Here is a 21,258-nt window from a genome sequence, read left to right on the forward strand (position 1 = left end):
TACACAACCTGGTGTACGGATCAAACTTTTATTTTTGCTACTATTTAGAACGTTAGCTTCTAAATAAATCTTTTTTATAGGGAGTTTTGTTAATGATTTACAAAGTATATTACCAAGAAACCAAAAAACGGAACCCACAACGGGAAACGACTCAGTCCCTCTACTTAGAAGCAGATACTGAAGTTGCAGCTCGCGTATTAGTGGAAGATAATACCGAATTCAATATTGAGTTTATCGAACCGTTAGAAGGTAACTTCTTGGATTATGAACAAAAAAATCCAGAGTATCAACTAACGGAGTTTAATAAATGAAACGGTTAAACGTTAAAAATAACGAAACCGCCGTTTTTGCAGTCGGCGGTTTGGGAGAAATTGGGAAAAATACTTACGGTATCCAATTTCAAGATGAGATTATCCTGATTGATGCCGGTATCAAATTCCCCGAAGATGAACTTCTCGGAATTGATTACGTCATCCCTGATTACTCTTATCTAGTTGCAAATCAGCAAAAAATAAAAGCATTGGTGATTACGCACGGTCACGAAGATCACATTGGTGGGATTCCCTTCCTACTTAAACAGATCAACGTCCCAATTTACGCTGGTCCCCTTGCCTTAGCCTTAATCAAGGGTAAGCTTGAGGAACACGGGTTGTTAAAAACCACCGAGTTACACGAAATTAATGAAGACACCGTCTTAAAGTTCCGCAAGACCCGGGTTTCGTTCTTCAGAACGACCCACTCAATTCCAGATACGTTGGGAATTGCCGTCCAAACACCACCTGGCACCATTGTGGAAACTGGGGATTATAAGTTCGATCTGACACCAATTACGAACCAGCCGCCGAACTTGCAACGAATGGCACACTTAGGTGAACACGGTGTCCTCGCGTTACTTTCAGATAGTACTAACGCTGAACGGCCAATTTGGACCAAATCAGAACGTTGGGTCGCCCATTCAATTCGTCATATTTTTGAAGGCGTTGATGGCCGAATCATCTTTGCCACCTTCGCTTCTAACATTTCACGGATTCAAGAAGCCGCCCAAGTTGCGTTAGAGCATCATCGTAAGATTGCGGTTTTCGGTCGTAGTATGGAAGCTGCTATCGTCAATGGTCGTGAACTTGGCTACTTAGATATTCCAGACGAAGCCATCGTTGATGCCAACGATATTCGTTCGTTACCTGCTAACAAGGTCATGATTCTATGTACTGGCTCACAAGGCGAACCCATGGCTGCCCTTTCGCGGATTGCTAACGGAACCCACCGACAAATTTCGGTTGAGCCTGGCGACACGGTTATCTTCTCTAGTTCACCGATTCCTGGGAACACTTTAAGTGTTAACCACGTTATCAACGAATTGGAAGAAGCCGGCGCACACGTTATTCATGGAAAAGTAAATAACATTCATACTTCTGGTCACGGTGGTCAGGAAGAACAAAAGCTCATGTTACGTTTAATGAAGCCGAAGTTCTTTATGCCAATTCACGGTGAATACCGGATGTTGAAGATTCATACTGAGCTTGCTGAACAGTGTGGAGTTCCACTTGACCACAGCTTTATTCTTGAAAACGGTGACGTCCTTGCCTTAACCAAAGATTCAGCCCGGGTGGCTGGCCACTTTGGTGCTGGCGACGTTTACGTGGATGGTTCTGGCGTTGGCGATATTGGTAACGTTGTGTTACGTGATCGTCAGATTCTTTCTGAAGAAGGTTTGGTCGTTGTCGTTGCAACTATCAACCTTAAGAAGAAAGAAATTCAAGCTGGACCTGATATCTTATCCCGTGGTTTTGTTTATATGCGTGAATCCGGTGACTTGATCAACGAAGCCCGTCGGCACGTATTCCGGACAATTCGTCGAAAGATGAAATCTGATAAAGCTAGCGAAGCAACGATTCGCAATGCAATCATTGATGACTTACAGAGTTTCTTATTTGATAAGACTGAACGGCACCCAATGATTTTACCGATGTTAATTATGAACTAAACACTTGCCGGAACGATCCTGTTCCGGTTTTTTGTGGTGTAAGGGTCGGTTACGGCCGACTCGATCTTTGCGAGGTGTAAATTTGATTGCTGTATACGACATTATAATTAATGAACTAGCTGGCTCTGGCCGGGGAAAAAATGTTTGGGAAACGGTTAAACCAATTCTTGAACAACGTCAGATAAAATTTGACTATCACGTCTCCGAATATGCCGGTCACACCACCCGACTTGCGGCCAAGTTCGCTGAAAGCGTCCCTGAACGTCAGGAGATTACCCCAGTCCTACTAGTTATCGGCGGCGACGGAACTTTAAATGAAGCCTTAAACGGCCTTATGCAAGTCCCTCGCACGCATCGAATCCCATTAGGCTATATTCCAGGTGGTTCCGGGAACGATTTTGCCCGGGCGCTAGGTATGGCCACCGATCCTGAGATTGCCCTCGCCCAAGTTTTAAATAACATGCGGCCACGTGATCTCAACATCGGCTATTATCACGAAACGCTAAAAAACGAACACCGTTACTTCGTTAACAACGTTGGGTTAGGTTTTGATGCCCAAATCGTTGATGACACTAATCGGAGTAAACAAAAGGGCCGACTAGGCAAATGGGCCTACTTGAGTAACGCCCTAAAAGCTTACTCACAACAAGAAGGCTTTCCGCTGACCGTGCACGTCGGTCGGAAACGCGACTACTACAAGCACGCCTTTTTATGTACCACGTCAAATCATCCTTATTTTGGCGGTGGCGTCAAAATTCTTCCACAAGCGGACTTACACGATGATCAATTAGAACTAATCGTTGTTGAAGAACCGCATTGGTGGACCATTATGTGGCTGTTTTTCCTATTGCTTATGGGTGGCCGGCACCTTAATTCACGTTTTGTGCACCACTACCGCAGCAACCAGTTGCACCTACTCGTCAATTCGGTAGAAGTTGGTCAAATGGACGGTCAGATTATCGGTAATCGGAACTACGATCTCTACTTTTCATCCAAACCGTATCCATTTTGGATTGATACTAGTATTCACAATCATCATTAATCCAATTAAAAAGATCCCGCACTTTTTAAAGTGACGGGATCCTTTTTTATTATACTAGTCCTCTGAAGCGTTAATTGCTTCCAGAAGCATATCAAGTTGTTCACATTTTTGGGACAAGTGACTCACCCGCTCCTTTAAGTGCGGGTAAATCGTTATGACCCGTGAGCGATCCTGCTGGCGCACAACCAGCCCTTTTAGCCGGTCTAATTCGGTATTAGCTTCTTGGTACTCTTCCAGGATCTCAAATCTGTTACTCACTTTAAACACTCCCTTAAAACAATGTCCTAGTTTTCCATTAGAAAAACAGCAAATTTAATATACCACATTCTTAGTGAAGTTTAAATCATAAAATTTGATTTTCTTAAACATAAAAACAGCCATGCTCCCGCCTATCGACGAGAACTGGCTGTTTCACTAATTGACGTTATTTAAGCGTACCGGCAAAACTTGGCATGAAGTATGAACTAATTGTTGAAACCTTCACGTTTTGACCAGTTTGTGGTGCGGCCACATACTGGTTGTTACCAATATAGATGGCATCGTGATACGTTGAACCACGAGAACCCCAGAATAAGATATCTCCTGGTTTGGCATCAGCAACTGAGTGCGTCGTAACGTAGCCTTCTTGTGCAATGGTGCTGTGTGGCAATGAGATGCCCGCAGCGTGTTGGTAAACATACGATACCAATCCAGAACAGTCCATCCCAGAAAGGCTAGCACCACCCCATACGTATGGAATGTTGGCGCCGGCTAACTTCAATGCTAAGCCCGTAACTGAACCAGTTGCTAAGTCGGCATTGTTATTAGCGGCTGCATTGTTGTTAGTACTAGTGTTGGCCGTGTTAGTCGTTGACGCAGCACTTGAACTCTGTTGACTAGCTTGACTCGTTGCAGTTGACGATGAAGTTGCAGCTGAACTGGATGCCTGGCTGGCCGTCGAAGTTGTACTGCTACTCTGAGCAGCTGATACGGGTGCTTGTGAGCTGGCACTCGTTGCTGAACTCTGACTCTGCGTCTGAGTTGTCGATGAGCTTGCTGCTGAAGCAGGTGCTTGACTGGCTGCACTGGCAGTACTACTACTGCTAGTCTCAGCAACGGCAGTCTTGTAAACCGTCTTCTTAGGCGCTTGTGAGCTGGCGCTCGTCGAATTAGTCGTGGCGACTGAACTAGCACTCGTTGTACTAGTAGAATCATCCTTAGCGACTGAGGTCGTACTTGCACTAGTGGCATCCTGACTTGCCGAGCTCGTACTGGTTGACTGACTACTTACCGAAGCTGCACTGGTACTTTCAGTGCTACTAGTTGCGGAAGCTTCTGAACTAGAACTCGTTGCAGAAACTGCGCTAGTCGAATCCGTTTTAGCAGATTCGCTAGTAGCCTTAGTGGCATCCTTAGCAACAGCTGGTGTTGCAGCACTCTTTGTTGTGGCCCCTGGAACTTGAATGGACTGTCCAACAAGAATCACATCACCGGATAACCCGTTTAACGTCTGTAAGGCGTGTACGGATGTGTGATATTGATCAGCAAGTGCCCAAAGCGTATCCCCAGCTTTAACGGTATATGTACCTTTAGCTGTTGAAACTGACTTGGTTTTAGTCGTACTGGTAGTTGCTTTAGCGTCCTTTTTTGAACCGCTAACCTGAATTTTTTGACCAACAAAAATTAAATCAGTCTTTTCGTCAAGCGCTTGAATCTTATTTAACTTTTCAATGCTTTTGACGGAAACACCATGTTCTTGAGCGAGACTCCAAACGGTATCGTTAGACTTAACGGTGACCGAGGCAGCATTGGCAGCTTGTCCTGTAGCAAGCAATAATCCAACGGCACCAACCGTACCGGCTAGAACCTTGCCCGTTGTATGTGCTTGTGACATTAAATTCACTCCTTTTAGAAACATCAAATCGAGGCGATCAAGTTGTAATCTAGTTGTAATCTTAAGAAAAGCTTAACGTCTTTTACAAATCATAATTTTATTGTAGCACAATTTAGAAAAATACAAACTAGAATTACTTATTTTTTTACGAAACAGCGAGTTTATTTCGAAAATTAATTAATAATCGGCGTTCTATACAAATGACCGTCAAATCGGCGTTTATTACGTTAAACGAATAGCTAACAATACGATAATCTATCATTTAAACGGTCTATGAAAACGTTCACTATCAGTATACAAGCAACCGGTTACTAACTTTTCCAAACAAACTAAAAAAGAACTCAGCTTTTTATCACTGAGTCCCCCGTTAGATTTTCTTAAAGTTTAGGATCAAATAAACCATCAACTGGTTGTTGTTCATGAATCAATTTAATTGCATCACCCAACAATGGTCCCACGGATAGTTGTACTAACTTGTTGAACTGTTTGCTCTCTGGAATTTGAATCGTATCAGTAACAATTACCTTTTCCAATGGCGAAGCTTCCAACTTGGTTGGTGCATCCTGTGAGAAAATGGCATGGGTTGCACAGCCATAAATTTTGGCGGCCCCTGCCTTTTTTAAGGTCTTTGCGGAAACGTCAAACCGGGTTCCCGTATCGATCATGTCATCAATCACGATTGCAATGCGATCCTTAACATCACCAATGATGTTGTCTGGCACAATGTCATCATCGTCAGGGTGTCGATTGTCGATAATTGCAATCGGCGCGCCTAATAATTCAGCCATCTTCCGTGCACGTGACACCCCAGCGTGATCTGGTGAGACCACAACTAAGTTTTCAGTGATGCCCCGATCCTTGAAGTAGCTGGCCAAGATTGGCGCAGCTTGCAAGTGATCGACTGGAATATCGAAAAATCCTTGAATCTGAGCAGCGTGCAAATCAATCGTTAAAATTCGCGTTGCCCGATCCTTTTCAAGTAACGTCGCAATTAGTTTTGCGGTGATTGGTTCCCGCGAGCGTGCTTTGCGGTCTTGACGTGAATAACCATAGTATGGAATCACCACGTTGATTTCACTAGCACTAGCCCGGCGCAACGCGTCAATCATAATTAATAGTTCCAGAATCGTATCGTTAACTGGGTCCGAAATCGATTGAATAACGAAAACCTCGGCACCCCGAATACTTTCCTCAATATTAATCTGAATTTCCCCATCACTAAAACGCTTAACGGAACTTTTTCCGAGTGGAATTCCAACACGCTCAGAAATTTTCTTCGCTAACGGCAGGTTAGAATTTAACGCAAACAATTTTAGTTTGGCATAAGATTCGTCTGTTGACATAACGACCTCCATAAAAATATTTTCATGACATATACCATGATTATAACAGTATCGATGACTAAAAAACTGTTAGTCACCATTTTTTTATAATAATTAGCCTTCACCCAAATGATTGTTAATGGCATCTGTTTTTCAAAGCTAAGCTTGGGGCATGAAATCTTCCGGTTTGATCCCTTGCATCCCAATCATCGGGTCGATTTTACCCGCAACCACTAACGCCGGCGTAAGCTCGTGCGGCCCACTATCGGCTGGTTGAGCTTCCGGTTCAGCAGGTGCTGATTCTGATTCAGGCGCTGGTTCCGTCGAAGCCACCGCACTAGTCGGTGTTGCATCAGGAACTGCAGGTGTCGCTTGATCACCGTCAAAGACCTGCTGTAGCCTTTTAGTCAGCGTTGTCTGCCGGTTGACCGACTCATTCGTCACACTACGTTCAAATGACTGCATATCACCGAGCAAGATCAACGTTTCTTCCGCCCGTGTAATTGCCGTATACAGTAAGTTGCGTTGTAACATCCGTGCGAACTGGGGAACTAAGGGCAAAATCACCATCTTAAACTGGCTCCCCTGCGACTTATGGATCGACATACTGTATGCCAACGTTAGCCGGTTCCAATCCGCGCGGCCATAAGTCACTTCATTCTGGTCAAAGGCAATAGTTATTTGGTCTTTCTTCGACTCATTATGCTTATCGCTTGCCAGGTCGATGCCAACAATTTTACCAATATCACCATTAAAAACGTTGTCTTCGGGTGAATTGACTAAGTGTAATACTTTGTCACCCACCCGAAAATCTTGCCCGTTGTATTCTAAGTGTTTTTGGCGGGCCGATTTCAACGGATTGAAAATATTTTGAACGGTTATATTCAACTGATCAATCCCAGCTGCGCCCCGATACATCGGTGCCAAAATTTGAACCTGTTCAGACGTAAAGCCTTTTGACTTAGCCTTGGCGACTACCTGCTCTACGATGTGATTGACCTGATACGCGTTACAAGCAATAAAGGAACGGTCCTTTTGATTGACCGTAAAGTCCTCCGGTAACCGACCATTCTTAATGGCGTGGGCCAACGGAATAATACTAGAACTGTCATCCTGCCGGTAGATCGTATTCAATTCAATTTGCGGTAGGCTCGGACTCTCCAGTAAATCATGAAAAACTTGTCCAGCGCCCACTGAAGGTAACTGATCCTTATCACCAACCAAAATGACCTGCATATGGCTCGGAACCGCCTGCAACAATATCTGGAATAGCGTCGTATCAACCATCGACATTTCATCAATAATCAGTAGGCCACCGTCCAAATCTTTGGTTGGTTCCTCGGGACCGTCTTCACGACCAGTCAATCCTAATAACCGGTGAATCGTGCTAGCGGGTAGCCCGGTCGTTTCGGCCATGCGTTTCGCAGCCCGTCCGGTTGGCGCAGCCAAGAGAATTGGAAACGGTTTGTCCTTATACTGATTAATGTCTAGCGAGACGTCGTGCAGCTCCGCAAACAAGGCCACTAAGCCACGAATAATCGTGGTCTTACCAGTCCCAGGACCACCCGTCAGTAGAAAGACGTGTGACGTGATTGCCGACTTCAACGCCTGCGTTTGCGAGTTGTCATAGGTTAAGTGGCTCGCTTTAGCAACGTGTCCGATTGCACGTTCTACCGCTTTCTCGGTCACATTACCATCATTGTCCGCTTCAACTAAGCGTTTTAAGTGTTCAGCAATTTTCCATTCAGACTCGTATAGGTCACTCAAGTAAATCCGATTTTCATCGCCAACGATTTTATTTTCCTTTGCCAGCGTCACCAACTGATCGGCTAACTTCTGCGGATCAATCTGGACGTGTCGAGCTGACTCTAATAACTGCATCGTTGCATTCAGTAACGGTTTGGCCGTCGTATAAGTATCACCATTCTGTACGCAAACCTCATTGATTTCCGTTAACAGTGCCGCCTTCAACCGACTATCCGCCTGGGGGTCGATCTTCAACTGGGTCGCAATCTGATCAGCCTTTTTAAAACCGACCCCTTTAATGTCTTCAACTAAGCGATACGGGTTTTCTTGGATCACGTTCAGCGTGTCTCCCTGATAGCGTGCATAGATTGCGGCCGCTAACCGGCTCCCAAATCCATACGCATTTAACCCAATAATCGTCTGTTCTAGTCCGTTATTGACCCGTAAGGTTTCTAACAACGTCTTTTCGACACTGGCCCGCAACCCGATTGGTTTCAAAAGGGTCGGGTCTTCTAAAATTTTATCAATTGCATCCTCACCCAGCGTATCCACGATCCGCTCGGCGGTTCGCCGACCTAGTCCCTGAAAGTCGCTACCCGACAAATACGCAATCAAACCACTGCGTGACGTCGGCGTTTGGTTTTGATAATTATCCGCTTGAAATTGAACCCCGTACTTCGGGTGACGGACACTCCGCCCCGTAAAACGATAAGTGGTTTCTTCCTGAATATCAGCAAAGTTCCCCGTAACGACAATTTCATCTTCGTGCCAATCAATATTTTGCTCGCTGACCTTAACTAGTAAAACTTTATAAAAACTGTCAGCGCTACTAAAAAAGACGGCCGCCACTTTACCAACAATAAAGTGGGTGACCGACTCGTTAGTCGGATTATTTGAAAACAAATTTACTTGATCACTCGTCACTAAGGAACCTCCTTACACTTCCGTTGATTGGTCATCGCCATTTTGCTGGGCGGCCAACGTCTTTTCAATATCTGACAACTGTTGTTGGTGTTCTTTAAAGTAAGCTGAATCCAATCGTTGGGCCTTGGCAAACCAATCCGCGTACGGTTGACCAATCACCATCGCCGTTAAGCCGACGTTGAAAGCGGCCCGTCCAGAATGCGTGTCAGCTTGATAAGCTTGTTGATAGTAATCGTATGCTTGATTATTATTGCCTAATGCAAGTAATATATCTGCTACTAGCAAATTGGTGTCTAAGCTATGTGGCTGTGCTTCTTGTGCGGTGAGCGCCCAAACTAACGCATGCTGATAATCCTTTTTAGCCATCAACGACTGTCCAATCATTAAGTACGCATCAGTTTTTAGTTTTGGATCTTTAATTTGCTGATAAAATGGCAGGGCTTTGTCATACGCTTGGGCCTGATAATAGACATTACCCAGTGCGTAACGAAACAAGTCCGCCACTTGTCCATCAGCTGCAAACTTTCCTAAGGCCTTCATTGCCAGTGCTTCCGCTTGTTCAAAATCTTGACCAGCCGTCAACAATACCGTTAACTCATAATAAGCTTGATAGGCTTCCGGTTGGGCGTCAATTTTTTGAATGAGCTGATGCACTAATGCTTGCTGCTCAGCTTTACTTGGCCGTGACGTTGAATTGTTTTTTGTCATCGGGCATCCCCCTTAAATGGTATCAGTCGGATCAGGTCGCCGTGATAAGTACGACGTATCGTTCCAATCTAGTAGTTTATAACTCTTGCCACGATCACGTGTTTCCAAAATCGTCGTAGAGGTATTGGATAAACCGCCCCGATCCCGTAAGGTCGCTAGTGACGCACCAAGTAACGTATTAACAAGTGCGTTCAACGCCGCACCGTGGCTAACGATCAACACGTTGTCCTCGCGCTTTGGATTAGCAGCGACAATTTGCCGAATTGCTGGTTGCATTCGCTTCAATAACTGTTGAAAACTCTCACCCTGAATCGCCGTCGGATCGTACTGGTCTGGATGGTTACGAAAAGCTTCAAATTCAGTGGGGTATTGGGCCTGGACATCGGTAAACGCCATGCCTTCCATTTTGCCTAAATTGAACTCGCGTAACCGACTTAAAACCGTCACTGGTAAATCTGGCTGGGTCAAGTCATGTTTGAGCGTCATCGCAGTATCACGAGCACGCTTTAGCGGACTGACGTAAATGTGACTAAATTTCAGATCTTGTAGCGCCGAAGCTAACTGATGAATTTCTTGGTAACTCGCTGGTAACAACGGTGAATCTCCTTGAGACCCTTGGTAACGTCCCTCTAAGTTCCATTCCGTTTTACCATGACGAATAAATAATAGTTTTGTCAAATCATTACTTCCTCATCTAGGCCACAATCGACCCTACTATATAACTTCTATTATGCCAGTTTTCAAGTCAGTTTTCAAAAGTCGGGTTACTACTTTAAACTAAAATTATGTAAACTAGAATTGATGTCTTTCATATCAACCAGCTAGTTTCTAGATTCCCCTTAATACTCAAACTTAATCTTCCATGACAAACTAAAAACGCCCGGAATCAACAAAATTCCGAGCGCTTCAATGAAATCGTTTAACGTTCACGTTTAAACAAACGCTTCATCCCTACCATCAAACTACCTAAAACAATTAGGATCAATCCGAACACCGTTGTCGCAGGTTTCTGCTCATTAGTTTGCGGTAACTGACTTGCACCTGCTACCGGTTGACTCGGTTTGATTCCCCTCAACCAGCTCGAGTCAATTCCTGTTGGGGTCGCTGCGGACTGGGCCGACGCAACCTTTGAATGAGCGGCTGGCTGACCATTAACAACCGGCGCTACTGTTGGCTTTTTGGATAAGATCGGCGTTGAAACTGCAGGCCTAGTAGCTGGTACTGGGGTTGCCACGGACACCGTCGGCTGATTAGTCGCACTTAGCTGGATTGGTGTTCCTGATTGGTCAATCTCAATTGCTGGTGCTGCTTCAGACTGAGCCGCCGATTCCGGCGCACTGCCTGTGGCCGAGCCAGCGCTTGAACTTGATCCAGTACTCTCGCTGGAACCCGCGCCTGCGCTCGAGCTAGTGCTTTCACTAGAGCTAGAACTTGCCCCTGAATTGGTCGTTGAACTGGAACTAGCACTTGATTCCGCGCCACTAGTCGGTTCGTCGTTAACAACGTCTGACGGGCCAGCCGGTGTGTAGACCACCGTAACCACTTTATCTGGAGTTGACGCCGTAACCGTATCCTCCGCGGGAATGACACTAACATCTGGCACCATGTTATGAATCGTCGGTGGCGTGACTGCGTCAAACCCGGTTGACGCAGTTGGCGTCCACGGACCGTACGTTGTATCACCGGTGACCAAGTCGCGTAGTGCACTGCGCGTAAAATTAAGTGTCTGTTGCATTGGCGCCGCAACTAAAGTTCCAGTTGGACTGACATAATTAACCGTTCGATTGACTTGCTGTTCCAGCGTCACGTCAGCGGGAAGGCTTGGTGTCGCCGGTGTCAGTACTGCCGTTTTGTGTGCCAGTTCAACTTCATAGGTCGCAGTTGGCGTTGGGTCTTCAAACAACGCCCCACCAGTCGGACAATTATTGGTCATCAACTGGTAGCCCTTTGCCTCGTAAGCCGCAATTGTCGCAGCCGGATCATAACTAGCCACACTCTTGTAAGCCCCCGTCACCGGATCACTTGCCAATACTTGATCCGTCGTCACGTCCCGGTACTGAACCGTTCGGGTTAATTTATTGGCCGTGTATTGATAGTCAATCGTTCCGGCTGCAAGTGGTAACGTTCCACTAACTGGCAGACTCGTCGCAGCTAATTTTTGATACGTATATCCCGGAATCGTTAGCGGTGTACTCTGATAAGTTGCCCCGACATACCCTCCAATGGTCGTACTTGGTGCAATCGTTTGTCCCGCCGCATCGACATAGTTAATTGTCAGTCCGCCAGCAGCTTGCCGCTCAAATGAAAATGTCAGTGCTTGCGGATCCTGCGTATACTTTCCAGTAGGTGAACTACTGCGTTCCGGATCAAATCGATAACCCGCGATCGTCGTCTCGGGGGTCAAATCATACGTTGAACCAATGGTCGTCCCCTTGATAAGCTCAGCGGGTTGAAGGGGCATTCCCGTCGTTTCATCATCATACTTAACGTTTAGCTCTGGATTCGTCAGCCAATTGGCCGGTTGGTAAACCATAATGTCATACTCAAAGGTCACGCTGTTAGGATAATTCAAATCAACAAAATTCGTATAAAACTCTTGTGCCGTGGTGAAATCGTAATAACCTCGCAACCCGTAAGCAAACCAGTTCACGTTCGGATACGTCGGGTAAGCGGTTGCAATTTGATACTGCCCGTTTCCTAAACTCGTCAAATCGGGTTCCTGTGGGTGCGTCGTATCAGTTGCAGCTAACGTCGGACTACCACTCAAAGTCGCTTGGTAGTGCCCCGTTAAAGACTCCCCAGCCATCCCAGTTAACGGCAACGCTGTAAAGGTCGCCGGTTGACCAATGACCAAGTTTACCGGTGTCGTTGCGTAATTGACCCGCTCGCCTATTGCTACTACCATTGTGGGCTTAGTGATCCCCCCCAACGGTGAAAAATCAGTCAATGAGTTATCCGACAAATTAATATCAGCACCACCATTAGCTGAAGACGTATTGCCAATCGCAGTCAACCACGGCCCAATCTGAGCAAGCTGCGCGTTAGTCATGCCTTGGGGATTATTTTGATAATCCGTCAGATCAGAATTAATTGACCCACATAATTGAACCATTGAAATTGTGGTCGGGTCAATAAATATCAGCGGTTTCAAGTTCATCAATGACATATCGTGAGTCTCAACAGTAATTTGATTAAAACGATCATTTTCCAATGGCGATAAGTCGATGCCCGGATTCTGAGTTTTGGTGAAGAGGCTAATCGTCGTTGCGGCCGGTAAACTTTGTAAGTACTGCATCCCATTAAACGACGTCACCATTAGCGGCACGTTAGTCGTCCCAATATTGAAGCTACTACCGGTAAAATGACGAATGCTTCCCAACGTCACGGATCCGGTCAGCTTCAAATCACTTAAGACGTTAGCTTCAAGACCAGGGTCAGCAAACGTGACAACGGTCGTGTCAGGTAACGCGGCTAAGCTGGCGGCTTGACTAGCCGCACTCATCATCGCCTGGCTACCAGCACTCGCGGTCGCCTGACTAGTAGTTTGGCTAGTGGTTGAGGTTGCCCCGGAAGCAGCTGAGACCGTCCCGGCACTTGCCGTACTGCCAAAGGCGCTGCTAGGCGCACTAACTGCTAAACTCGGTAACACAAAACCCGCTCCAGCAGACGTCGTTGCAGTCGTGGTAGTTGTCGTAGTTGTAGTCGTAGTCGCTGCACTGGCTGGCGTCGCGGTCCCCGAACTAGTCGTCGCCGTGGGGGCAGCCGCACTGGTTGTTGCACTAGTAGTACTGCCCGTTGATAAGGTGACGGCCGTTGCACTGGTCGTCGAATTAGTGGTCACTGAACTAACAGTTGTCGGTGGCGTGGTTACTGAAGTCGTCGTTGTAGTGGCAGCTGCAACGGATAACGTCCATAGTCCCGCCCCTAAGCCGGCACTGCTACCCAATAAAATCAACGTTGTTCTCCAATTGCGTTTAAACTGCTGATGCTGATTTTGTTGCGCTATTTTTTGAATCTTTTGTAATTTTGTTAAACGCATGGTTCAAACGACCTTTCTAAAAGCTCAGCCAGTTCATCGAAAAAATTAAAGTATACCAATACCGCTTTATTTAGTCGAAATTAGCCTAGCCCTTACTTTACCAATAGGTATACCATCACTAAATAAGCATCACAATTATCAGGCTTGTACACGTCTTGTTTTATTAATTTACATTCGCTTACCTAGTTAGGAAAGCTTCCTTAACCAAATTCATTGCATCAAAAAAGTAGCTTTCGAGAAAATGAACGTTTCCTGAAAAGCTACTTTGATAAGAAGATCGTTACTAAGTCTTATTTTTTCAACGCTTCATCCAGTGCGTTGACCCCTTTAATCGGGCCGACCACCGTTAAGACGTCATCCGTGGCCATCATATCCGTTGGCTGCGGTGCCACGTTGATACTTTTACCATGTTTAATGGCAATAACCGTTAAGCCAAACCGTTCCCGTAAGTTTAAATCAATTAGATTTTGATCAACAAAGTTAGGGTCCGTAATTTCAATGGCCGCAAGTGTGTATTCATCGCTGAGGTCGATAAAATTCAAGATATGATTAGACAACAGTTTTCGCACGATGCCGTGTCCCATGTCACGTTCAGGGAAAACGACCTGATCCGCACCGACACGCTGTAATACCCGGCCCTGATCACTCGTTTCAGCCTTCGCAATCACCTTTTTAGCGCCCAGCTCCTTGCTAAGCATCGTCGTTAAGATACTGGCTTCCATATTATTACCAATTCCAATAATCACGTAGTCAAAGGAATCCACGTTTAAATCACGTAAAACTTCCTCGTCGCGGGTGTCAGCAATCATCGTTTGCGTTGCGATATCCATCAATTCGTTAACCGGCCCTTCATTAATATCGACCGCCAAAACGTCTTGATGTTCCTCAACCAGGGTGCGAACAACGCTCTCACCGAATCGGCCCAGTCCAAAGACCGCAAAACTTTTTTTCATTATGGGACACTCCTAACCTATCAAAATATTTTCTGCCGGATAACGAATCATGTTAACTTTGGCCTGGCGTTTAGACAACGCGTACAGTGAGGTAAAAATGCCGACCCGTCCAATAAACATCAACAACATAATTACCAGTTTACCAATAACCGTTAAGTGTGGGGTGAGCCCTAAACTTAACCCCACCGTCCCAAACGCTGATAAAACTTCAAATAAGACGTACTCCAAGCCAAAACCATTAGGTATTTTTTCAGTCTGCGTCAAGATCAACGTTGCAATCGTAATCACGATGCTGGCTAAAAAGATCAGTAACAAAGCGCGGCTGATATTCTCTTGATTGAAGCGCCGGTGACTAAATTCGACGTCTTGCCGCCCCCGAATCTGCGCAATACTTTGAAACATCAAAATCCCAAAGGTCGTCGTTTTGATCCCCCCGGCGGTTGATCCAGGCGTCCCACCAATAAACATCAAAATCATGAGCACGAATAAACTCCCGGCTTGTAGTTGTCCAGTTGGCATCGTAATCAACCCAGCCGTCCGGGGCGTCACACTTAAGAATAGCGTGTTAATCGTCCGCGTAAACCACGGCGTACCCGTCGGGAGTAACTTTAAATCACGTTCGGTCACGAGTAACAGTAAAAAGCCAATGACAAACAGGCTTAGCGTCGTCAGTAAGGTCAGTTTCGAGTTTAACGTCAACCGTTTACGTTCGTGATAAAGCAGTAAGTCCCGCCAAACTAAGAAGCCAAGTCCCCCAGCGACAATTAAGATCATTGTTACGATCAAAACGTAATTGTCACCACGAAAGCCAAGCAGACTATCGCCAAATACGTCAAAACCGGCGTTACAAAATGACATCACCGCGTGGTATAAAGAAACGTATAACCCGCGGCCCCAACCGTAACGGGGAATAAAGTCGACTGCCAGCAAGCCCATGCCACCCACTTGAAACAGTAGCGATAAGCCAACCACGTAGCGCATCACACTCTTAGTGTCACTTAAATTTTCCAAATTCAACGACGCCTTGACCATCAGTTGGGTCGAAAGCCCAATTTGTCGGCGCATAATGTTAAATAGTAACACGGCAAACGTCATGTAGCCCAAGGCACCAACTTCGGATAAGCCCAAAATTACCAGTTGGCCAAACGCTGTCCAGTGATCAGCGGTGCTAACAACGGTCAGTCCGGTAATGCAAGTCGCCGAGGTCGCCGTAAATAACAAGTTGATAAAACTAGTCGTGTGCCCGCTTTGCGTTGCCCATGGTAAGCTCAGTAAAATACTCCCAATCGTGATCAAGACAATAAAGCCCGCAACCATTTTTTTAGATAATGTATCAAAAAGTTTAATCCGTGCAAATCGTTTCATTTTTATCCATCCTAATTGCTATACTTCCCTTAGCTTAAGCAACCCGGCGCTGAAAAGCAAGGTTGAAATCTAGTTACCAATGTGGCTACTCAAAAAAGAGCCGTTATCAGCGACTTAACGCTAATAACGACTCCTTTCGGTTAACTTTCAATCTTTAATAGACTGTCATTATTTCAACAAATCTTTCATTTCAACTTTTTCATTTTGCGGCATAATCTGAATAAACACATGAACCTGTTTATCCATTAGACGTTGGAATGAAGCCTTTTCATCCTCACTAACTGAAATAGTATGATACAGACGTTCACGACCTTTTTTAGCTCCCATACCACCAAGATCAATTTGAGAAATATCGATGCCATGGTCAACTAAATATTCCAAGGTTTGTGGTACTTTTACCAGTACGATGGTTGGCGCTTCCAAAGGACTGGATAAGAAAGTAACCGCATCCTCTTTATTGAACACACCAATCGCCATTGTTTCTGGAATGGCATTCTCGAGAACGTTAATCATAAAATCATCTTTAGCAACACCATCATCAACTACCAAGACCTGTTCAGCATTTGTAACTTTACTCCAAGCTGTCATGACTTGACCATGAATTAAACGATCATCAATCCTTGTTAAGACTAAGTTTTGCATGTTTATGTCCTCCCTGATTAGACAGATTAATTAATTCAATGCCTTTGTTTTCATTCATCAATGCAGTATTTGTGAGCTCATCAACGGTTGAGCTTTCAGTTCTAGTCGTCACAACACTAATTAACATTGGTAAGTTCATTCCAGTAATTAAATCAAAATCAAATTTGCTCTTCAAAAATCCAGCAGAGTTATACGGAGTACCACCCTTTATGTCACAGAAGACAAGACTCTTCTTCTTAAAAGTCTTCAGTTTCGCCTCAATCTGATCTCGATAATCATCTGGTGACTGTCCTTCTTTTAATGATAGCGCTTCTACATGTTCCTGTGGACCCGCAATCATTTGCAAACTGGCTAGTAACCCTTCACAGAACGGGCCGTGACTAATTAGTAAAATATCAACCATTAATTAATCCCCCTATTTTACAATACCTAAAACGTTTAGGTAAGATAGTGCAATCCCAACGACAAAGATACCAATGATAATCCAAGTAGGGTTTACTTTTTTAGCAACTAACCACCAAATTAAAACGGTAATCCCTAGTGGAATTAATCCTGGTGCCAACGTATTCAAGATTGCTTGTAACTTCATCGTACTCTTGCCGACTTCCCAAACCAACGGCGTCTTCACCGTAACTCGAGTTGCAGCCATAGCACCAACAACCATCAATCCAACAATACTAAAGGCGTTAGTAACTTTGTCAATCACACCATTTTTCAAGATCTGGATAACAGAACTCTTACCTTGACGATACCCAAACATGAATAGGAAATAACCTAGTGAATAGATAATCAGTTCAAAGACAACCGTGAACAAGATAGGGCCAAGATAATTCCCAGCCAATGCCATAGATGCCCCAACACTAGCTAAAATTGGGAAAAGAATTCCTTGTTGAACCGTATCACCGATACCAGCTGCAGGACCCATTAAACCGGTCCGAACACCATTGATATCATCTTCAGAAACTGCTTGGCCATTGGCACGAGCCTCTTCCATTGATAAAGCAACACCATGGATGATTGGTCCAACCATGTGTGGTTCAGTGTTAAAGAACACCATATACTTCTTTAATTCTTCTGCTTGGCGTTTAGGGTCATCATACAATTTTCTAATTGGATGAATCATCATGTTCGTTAAGCCCAGAGCTTGTAATCGTTCATAATTATAAGCCGCTTCATCTGATTGTTCCCAAAGCCAAGTCTTAACTAAATCACGGTGAGTTAATTTCCGTTTGTAATCATCCGCACTGATTGTTTCTGGTTCTGCACTCGCAGTAGCAACATCAGTTGCAACTGCTTCAGTTTGACCAGTCCGATTGTTTAAGCTCAAACGACGAACTTGTTTCTTAGCAGTTTGATGCGCATTTTTCTTGCCACTAGTCTGGCTAACAAAGATTAAGAACGCAATCGCTGCAGAGAAGATTGCAATCGCCATAATGTCTAATTTCAGATAAACTGCTAAGAAAAATCCAATAATGAAAAATGCATTTAAGCTACGTTTGCCAAGATAGTTTAATAACATCGCAATCCCAAGTGCTGGCATTAGGCCACCAACAACTTCAAGTGCAGTCGTTAAATCTTTTGGAATCGCGTTAATAAGTGCAGTTGCCCAAGTTTTACCAAATAAAACTAAACAGAATGCTGGAATCCCATAAACGACAAATGATACGATAAATGATGGAACATAATTCAACCAACGAATTGCACCAACGTTACCTTTATCCAACTCTTGATCGGCACGGTGTACCCAGAAAGAGTTAATTGTTTGGTAAATTTGTACCATCAATAAACCTAACAGACTAAATGGAATAGCGAAAGTAACGGCTAGTTTAGGATTAGCACCTGAAAGAATTGTTAAAGCAGTCCCATAGATACCTGCAACCATAGTGTTACTTGGCATTACCCCACCGGCATTGATCCAGCCAAGATAAACCAACTGGATATTAGCACCAGCTAACATCCCTAACATCGGGTGTCCCATAAAGACCCCAACGATAATCCCGGTTGTTAAAGGATACGTCATACAACGTGTAATCGGTGCAAAGAACCACCATTGAGAAATTATTGCTAAAAACGCAACTAAAAGCGCTGATAATAACATGTTTTGCCCTCCTTAGCTCAATGTTAATTATTTAGTAACTAAAGAATTGAAAAACCTAAAGCTTCAACATCAGAATGAAATCCTTGAACTGTTTCTAGTGACAATTCTTTAGTGTCTTTACCTACCATTGATAATTTGTTAAGGACTGCATTCGTAACTGTGATAATATCAACACCAATTGATTCGGCTTGGAAAATATTTAATACTTCACGGCAACTAGCCCATAATAACCAAGCTTGGTCATACTGATTAGTTAACTCCACGGCGGCCTTCATCAATGGCATTGGATCAACACCAGTATCAGCAACCCGACCAGCAAATACAGAAACAATATTATGTGAGCCCGCCTTTAGAACTGGTAAAACTTCCTTAACTTGGTCCAATGTTAAAATAGCGGTTACATTAACTTGAATACCTTGTGCTGATAATTTTTTAATTAACGGTACTGAGGATTCACCTTTAGTGTTAGTAATTGGAATTTTCACAAAAACATTTTTACCCAAAGACGAAATCTTAACAGCTTCTTTTTCCATCGTATCAAAATCATCACCGAAAACTTCAAATGATACTGGCATCCCACCAACTGCCTTTAAAGCATCTTGTGCAAAATTAACATAATCTTTTACACCAGCCTTTTTCATCAGAGATGGGTTCGTTGTAAACCCTGAAACTGGCCATTTATCCTTAGCTTCAACCATTCCATCAACCGAAGCACCATCAGCATAAATATCGATATTAAACTTTGACATATTGAAAACCTCCAAGTTTTAATTTTGCGGTAACGTTAACGCAAATTGCCTATTTTTTGATAATGTCGCGAGGACATTATCAAAATAAGAATTGCTATTTACTTTGTTAATAATTAAGCTAACTTGCGAAAACGTTTCCACAACTTTATAATCCTATTAAACAACGTATAATCAATACTGTCAAGATTATTTTTAGCAAGGGCGGAAAACACGTATGAATAAAAAAAATAATGTTTCAATCAAAGATGTCGCAAAGGCAAGCGGCGTCTCAATCACCACTGTATCTAGAATCATCAATAACACTGGGCGCTTTTCAAAAGTTACGCAAAAGAAAGTTATCCAAACAATCAATGACTTAGGCTACGAGCAAAACAAACTGGCAGTCAGCTTAAGATCTAATAAGTCTAACACTGTTGGTATTATGGTCCCAGACATTACCAACGAATTCTACTCTGCAATTGTTAAAAAATGTGAACAGTTACTCTTTTCAAATGGTTACTCCAGTATCATCTGCAACACCGAACGGAGTAGTGAACGTGAAGCAGCTTATTCACAAGTCTTAATGGAGCATCGTGTTGACGGCTTGATTATTATTTCAAGTGCAATTGATGATTCAAAAGTCATTAAAACAACGACAATTCCGACAGTTTATATAGACCGTGACCCCCACTCTCACAATGAATTAATTGTTTCCTCGGACCATTATACTGGTGGTGAAATTGCGACAAAATTTATTTTGAATCATCAATTAAATCCTTTCTTAATTATGACTAAAACGAAAACTTCCTCTACCATGGAACGGGTACGTGCTTTTAAGGATGTCCTAAAAGAGCATCAAATTACAGACATCGAGTCAAGAATTCTCTCACTAGATTTAACGTCAGATAAGTTTTTGGAAACGGTTCCATCTTTAGACAGCTATCTTCAAAAAATTGTTTCACTCAAAAAGCCTGCTGGAATTTTCGGTATAAATGATAACGTTGCTTACATGATTATCAGAGCTGCCCAGCGACTAAACATTAACGTCCCCAAAACCATTAGTGTCATTGGTTTTGATGGAAACTCCTTCTCTGAGATATCAGCACCAAAAATTACGACTATCGTCCAAAACACAACTAAGCTGGCACAAGAATCCTGTCGACTGCTATTACAACAAATGACTACTCAAGATAAAGACGTTTCCCCGGCTATCATCAAAGTACCAGTACAATTAGTCATTAAGGAAAGCACGGTCCACTAACTAAAATCGACCACACGCCTTGATACAAAAGGTATGTGGAATCAAACATTAGATTACTTTCAAATTAAAGGTTGAAACTTAAATTTAGGGGTTAGTTACTGTTGTATCAATGACTGGACTAACAAAATTGGCTGTTTGTAAGCTATTCCGGTCGCCACTGATTTCACCTGCCACGACAGATTTATCATGGTCGACCTCTAGTTAAGGTGATTTTTCGATGAAAATTGATTTAGCTTACTTTTAATCAACCCTAGCGAAGCCGGCAGAACCAGTGGGCAGTGTCGGTCATGTCGCCTTGCATATCCTGCCAGGTGACATGGCGGGGCGTCTTGGAAGACTTGGGCTTTAGGCTTACAAGCGAGGCGGAAGCCCGTACCTTGGCTGCAGCCGACCCCACAGCCCACTGATTCTGTCCGGCGGAGCGATGAAGAATCCTATTTTTTATCGTTAACCTTTGATATGACAACGATTGTGTCTAATTTAATACTTTAAACCTTGAGTTTTAAATTTATTGAGCATTACCAAGTAGTTGGGTCAGTCTACTTAGTAATGCTTTTTTAGATTCATCGAAGA

General features: G+C 43.9%; 17 protein-coding genes. 4 read left to right on the forward strand and 13 right to left on the reverse strand.

What is annotated here, in order from left to right; genetic code table 11:
• The first annotated feature begins 92 nt into the window (after positions 1-92).
• The 3 genes from IV64_RS07525 (at position 93) to IV64_RS07535 (ending at position 3,026) form a co-directional block, all read left to right on the forward strand.
• Positions 93-311, forward strand: a complete 219-nt coding sequence (locus IV64_RS07525) for a DNA-directed RNA polymerase subunit epsilon (RefSeq protein WP_057706656.1) — start codon at positions 93-95, stop codon at positions 309-311.
• Positions 308-1,984: a ribonuclease J1 gene (gene rnjA, locus IV64_RS07530; protein ID WP_057706657.1), complete on the forward strand. Its 1,677-nt coding sequence runs from the start codon at positions 308-310 to the stop codon at positions 1,982-1,984. The genes IV64_RS07525 and rnjA overlap by 4 nt, the downstream gene beginning before the upstream one ends.
• A gap of 82 nt (positions 1,985-2,066) precedes the next feature.
• A complete protein-coding gene (locus IV64_RS07535; protein WP_057706658.1) occupies positions 2,067-3,026 on the forward strand; it encodes a diacylglycerol/lipid kinase family protein in 960 nt (319 codons plus the stop codon).
• Positions 3,027-3,080: 54 nt separating this feature from the next.
• On the opposite strand, the gene IV64_RS07540 is transcribed toward IV64_RS07535, so the two are convergent.
• The 13 genes from IV64_RS07540 to IV64_RS07600 all read right to left on the reverse strand — a co-directional run bounded on the left by IV64_RS07540 (position 3,081) and on the right by IV64_RS07600 (position 19,445).
• Positions 3,081-3,284: a hypothetical protein gene (locus IV64_RS07540; RefSeq protein ID WP_057706659.1), complete on the reverse strand. Its 204-nt coding sequence runs from the start codon at positions 3,282-3,284 to the stop codon at positions 3,081-3,083.
• Between the two features lie 166 nt (positions 3,285-3,450).
• A complete protein-coding gene (locus IV64_RS07545) occupies positions 3,451-4,899 on the reverse strand; it encodes a C40 family peptidase (RefSeq protein WP_057706660.1) in 1,449 nt (482 codons plus the stop codon).
• 377 nt (positions 4,900-5,276) lie between these two features.
• The gene (locus IV64_RS07550) at positions 5,277-6,242 is read right to left on the reverse strand and encodes a ribose-phosphate diphosphokinase (protein ID WP_057706661.1); all 966 of its coding nucleotides are present in this window, start codon (positions 6,240-6,242) and stop codon (positions 5,277-5,279) included.
• Between the two features lie 138 nt (positions 6,243-6,380).
• A complete protein-coding gene (recD2, locus tag IV64_RS07555; RefSeq protein WP_057706662.1) occupies positions 6,381-8,891 on the reverse strand; it encodes an SF1B family DNA helicase RecD2 in 2,511 nt (836 codons plus the stop codon).
• 12 nt (positions 8,892-8,903) lie between these two features.
• Positions 8,904-9,599, reverse strand: coding sequence for a tetratricopeptide repeat protein (locus IV64_RS07560; RefSeq protein WP_057706663.1), 696 nt, complete (start codon positions 9,597-9,599; stop codon positions 8,904-8,906).
• Between the two features lie 12 nt (positions 9,600-9,611).
• Complete coding sequence (locus IV64_RS07565; protein WP_057706664.1) at positions 9,612-10,277, reverse strand: histidine phosphatase family protein; 666 nt, start codon at positions 10,275-10,277, stop codon at positions 9,612-9,614.
• 241 nt (positions 10,278-10,518) lie between these two features.
• Complete coding sequence (locus IV64_RS07570) at positions 10,519-13,638, reverse strand: mucin-binding protein (RefSeq protein ID WP_057706665.1); 3,120 nt, start codon at positions 13,636-13,638, stop codon at positions 10,519-10,521.
• Between the two features lie 290 nt (positions 13,639-13,928).
• Positions 13,929-14,591: a potassium channel family protein gene (locus IV64_RS07575; RefSeq protein ID WP_057706666.1), complete on the reverse strand. Its 663-nt coding sequence runs from the start codon at positions 14,589-14,591 to the stop codon at positions 13,929-13,931.
• A 12-nt stretch (positions 14,592-14,603) separates the two neighbouring features.
• Positions 14,604-15,956, reverse strand: coding sequence for a TrkH family potassium uptake protein (locus IV64_RS07580; protein WP_057706667.1), 1,353 nt, complete (start codon positions 15,954-15,956; stop codon positions 14,604-14,606).
• 168 nt (positions 15,957-16,124) lie between these two features.
• Positions 16,125-16,598, reverse strand: coding sequence for a PTS sugar transporter subunit IIB (locus IV64_RS07585; RefSeq protein WP_057706668.1), 474 nt, complete (start codon positions 16,596-16,598; stop codon positions 16,125-16,127).
• A complete protein-coding gene (locus IV64_RS07590) occupies positions 16,570-17,001 on the reverse strand; it encodes a PTS sugar transporter subunit IIA (protein WP_057706669.1) in 432 nt (143 codons plus the stop codon). Before IV64_RS07590 ends, IV64_RS07585 begins: the two co-directional genes overlap by 29 nt.
• A gap of 12 nt (positions 17,002-17,013) precedes the next feature.
• Positions 17,014-18,696: a PTS system mannose/fructose/sorbose family transporter subunit IID gene (locus IV64_RS07595; RefSeq protein WP_057706670.1), complete on the reverse strand. Its 1,683-nt coding sequence runs from the start codon at positions 18,694-18,696 to the stop codon at positions 17,014-17,016.
• Positions 18,697-18,734: 38 nt separating this feature from the next.
• Complete coding sequence (locus tag IV64_RS07600; protein ID WP_057706671.1) at positions 18,735-19,445, reverse strand: transaldolase; 711 nt, start codon at positions 19,443-19,445, stop codon at positions 18,735-18,737.
• Between the two features lie 214 nt (positions 19,446-19,659).
• Between IV64_RS07600 and IV64_RS07605 the strand changes: the two genes are divergently transcribed.
• On the forward strand, positions 19,660-20,685 hold the full coding sequence (locus IV64_RS07605) for a LacI family DNA-binding transcriptional regulator (RefSeq protein WP_057706672.1): 1,026 nt from the start codon (positions 19,660-19,662) through the stop codon (positions 20,683-20,685).
• The last annotated feature ends 573 nt before the right edge of the window (positions 20,686-21,258 follow it).

Source organism: Lactiplantibacillus xiangfangensis, assembly GCF_001438845.1.
Lineage (GTDB): Bacteria > Bacillota > Bacilli > Lactobacillales > Lactobacillaceae > Lactiplantibacillus > Lactiplantibacillus xiangfangensis.

Bases quoted from the DNA above. Each gene is read 5' to 3' on its own strand.
- IV64_RS07525 (WP_057706656.1), top strand. From the start codon at position 93: ATGATTTACAAAGTATATTACCAAGAAACCAAAAAACGGAACCCACAA.
- rnjA (WP_057706657.1), top strand. From the start codon at position 308: ATGAAACGGTTAAACGTTAAAAATAACGAAACCGCCGTTTTTGCAGTC.
- IV64_RS07545 (WP_057706660.1), bottom strand. From the start codon at position 4,899: ATGTCACAAGCACATACAACGGGCAAGGTTCTAGCCGGTACGGTTGGT.
- IV64_RS07550 (WP_057706661.1), bottom strand. From the start codon at position 6,242: ATGTCAACAGACGAATCTTATGCCAAACTAAAATTGTTTGCGTTAAAT.
- IV64_RS07560 (WP_057706663.1), bottom strand. From the start codon at position 9,599: ATGACAAAAAACAATTCAACGTCACGGCCAAGTAAAGCTGAGCAGCAA.
- IV64_RS07570 (WP_057706665.1), bottom strand. From the start codon at position 13,638: ATGCGTTTAACAAAATTACAAAAGATTCAAAAAATAGCGCAACAAAAT.
- IV64_RS07575 (WP_057706666.1), bottom strand. From the start codon at position 14,591: ATGAAAAAAAGTTTTGCGGTCTTTGGACTGGGCCGATTCGGTGAGAGC.
- IV64_RS07580 (WP_057706667.1), bottom strand. From the start codon at position 15,956: ATGAAACGATTTGCACGGATTAAACTTTTTGATACATTATCTAAAAAA.
- IV64_RS07585 (WP_057706668.1), bottom strand. From the start codon at position 16,598: ATGCAAAACTTAGTCTTAACAAGGATTGATGATCGTTTAATTCATGGT.
- IV64_RS07590 (WP_057706669.1), bottom strand. From the start codon at position 17,001: ATGGTTGATATTTTACTAATTAGTCACGGCCCGTTCTGTGAAGGGTTA.
- IV64_RS07595 (WP_057706670.1), bottom strand. From the start codon at position 18,696: ATGTTATTATCAGCGCTTTTAGTTGCGTTTTTAGCAATAATTTCTCAA.
- IV64_RS07600 (WP_057706671.1), bottom strand. From the start codon at position 19,445: ATGTCAAAGTTTAATATCGATATTTATGCTGATGGTGCTTCGGTTGAT.
- IV64_RS07605 (WP_057706672.1), top strand. From the start codon at position 19,660: ATGAATAAAAAAAATAATGTTTCAATCAAAGATGTCGCAAAGGCAAGC.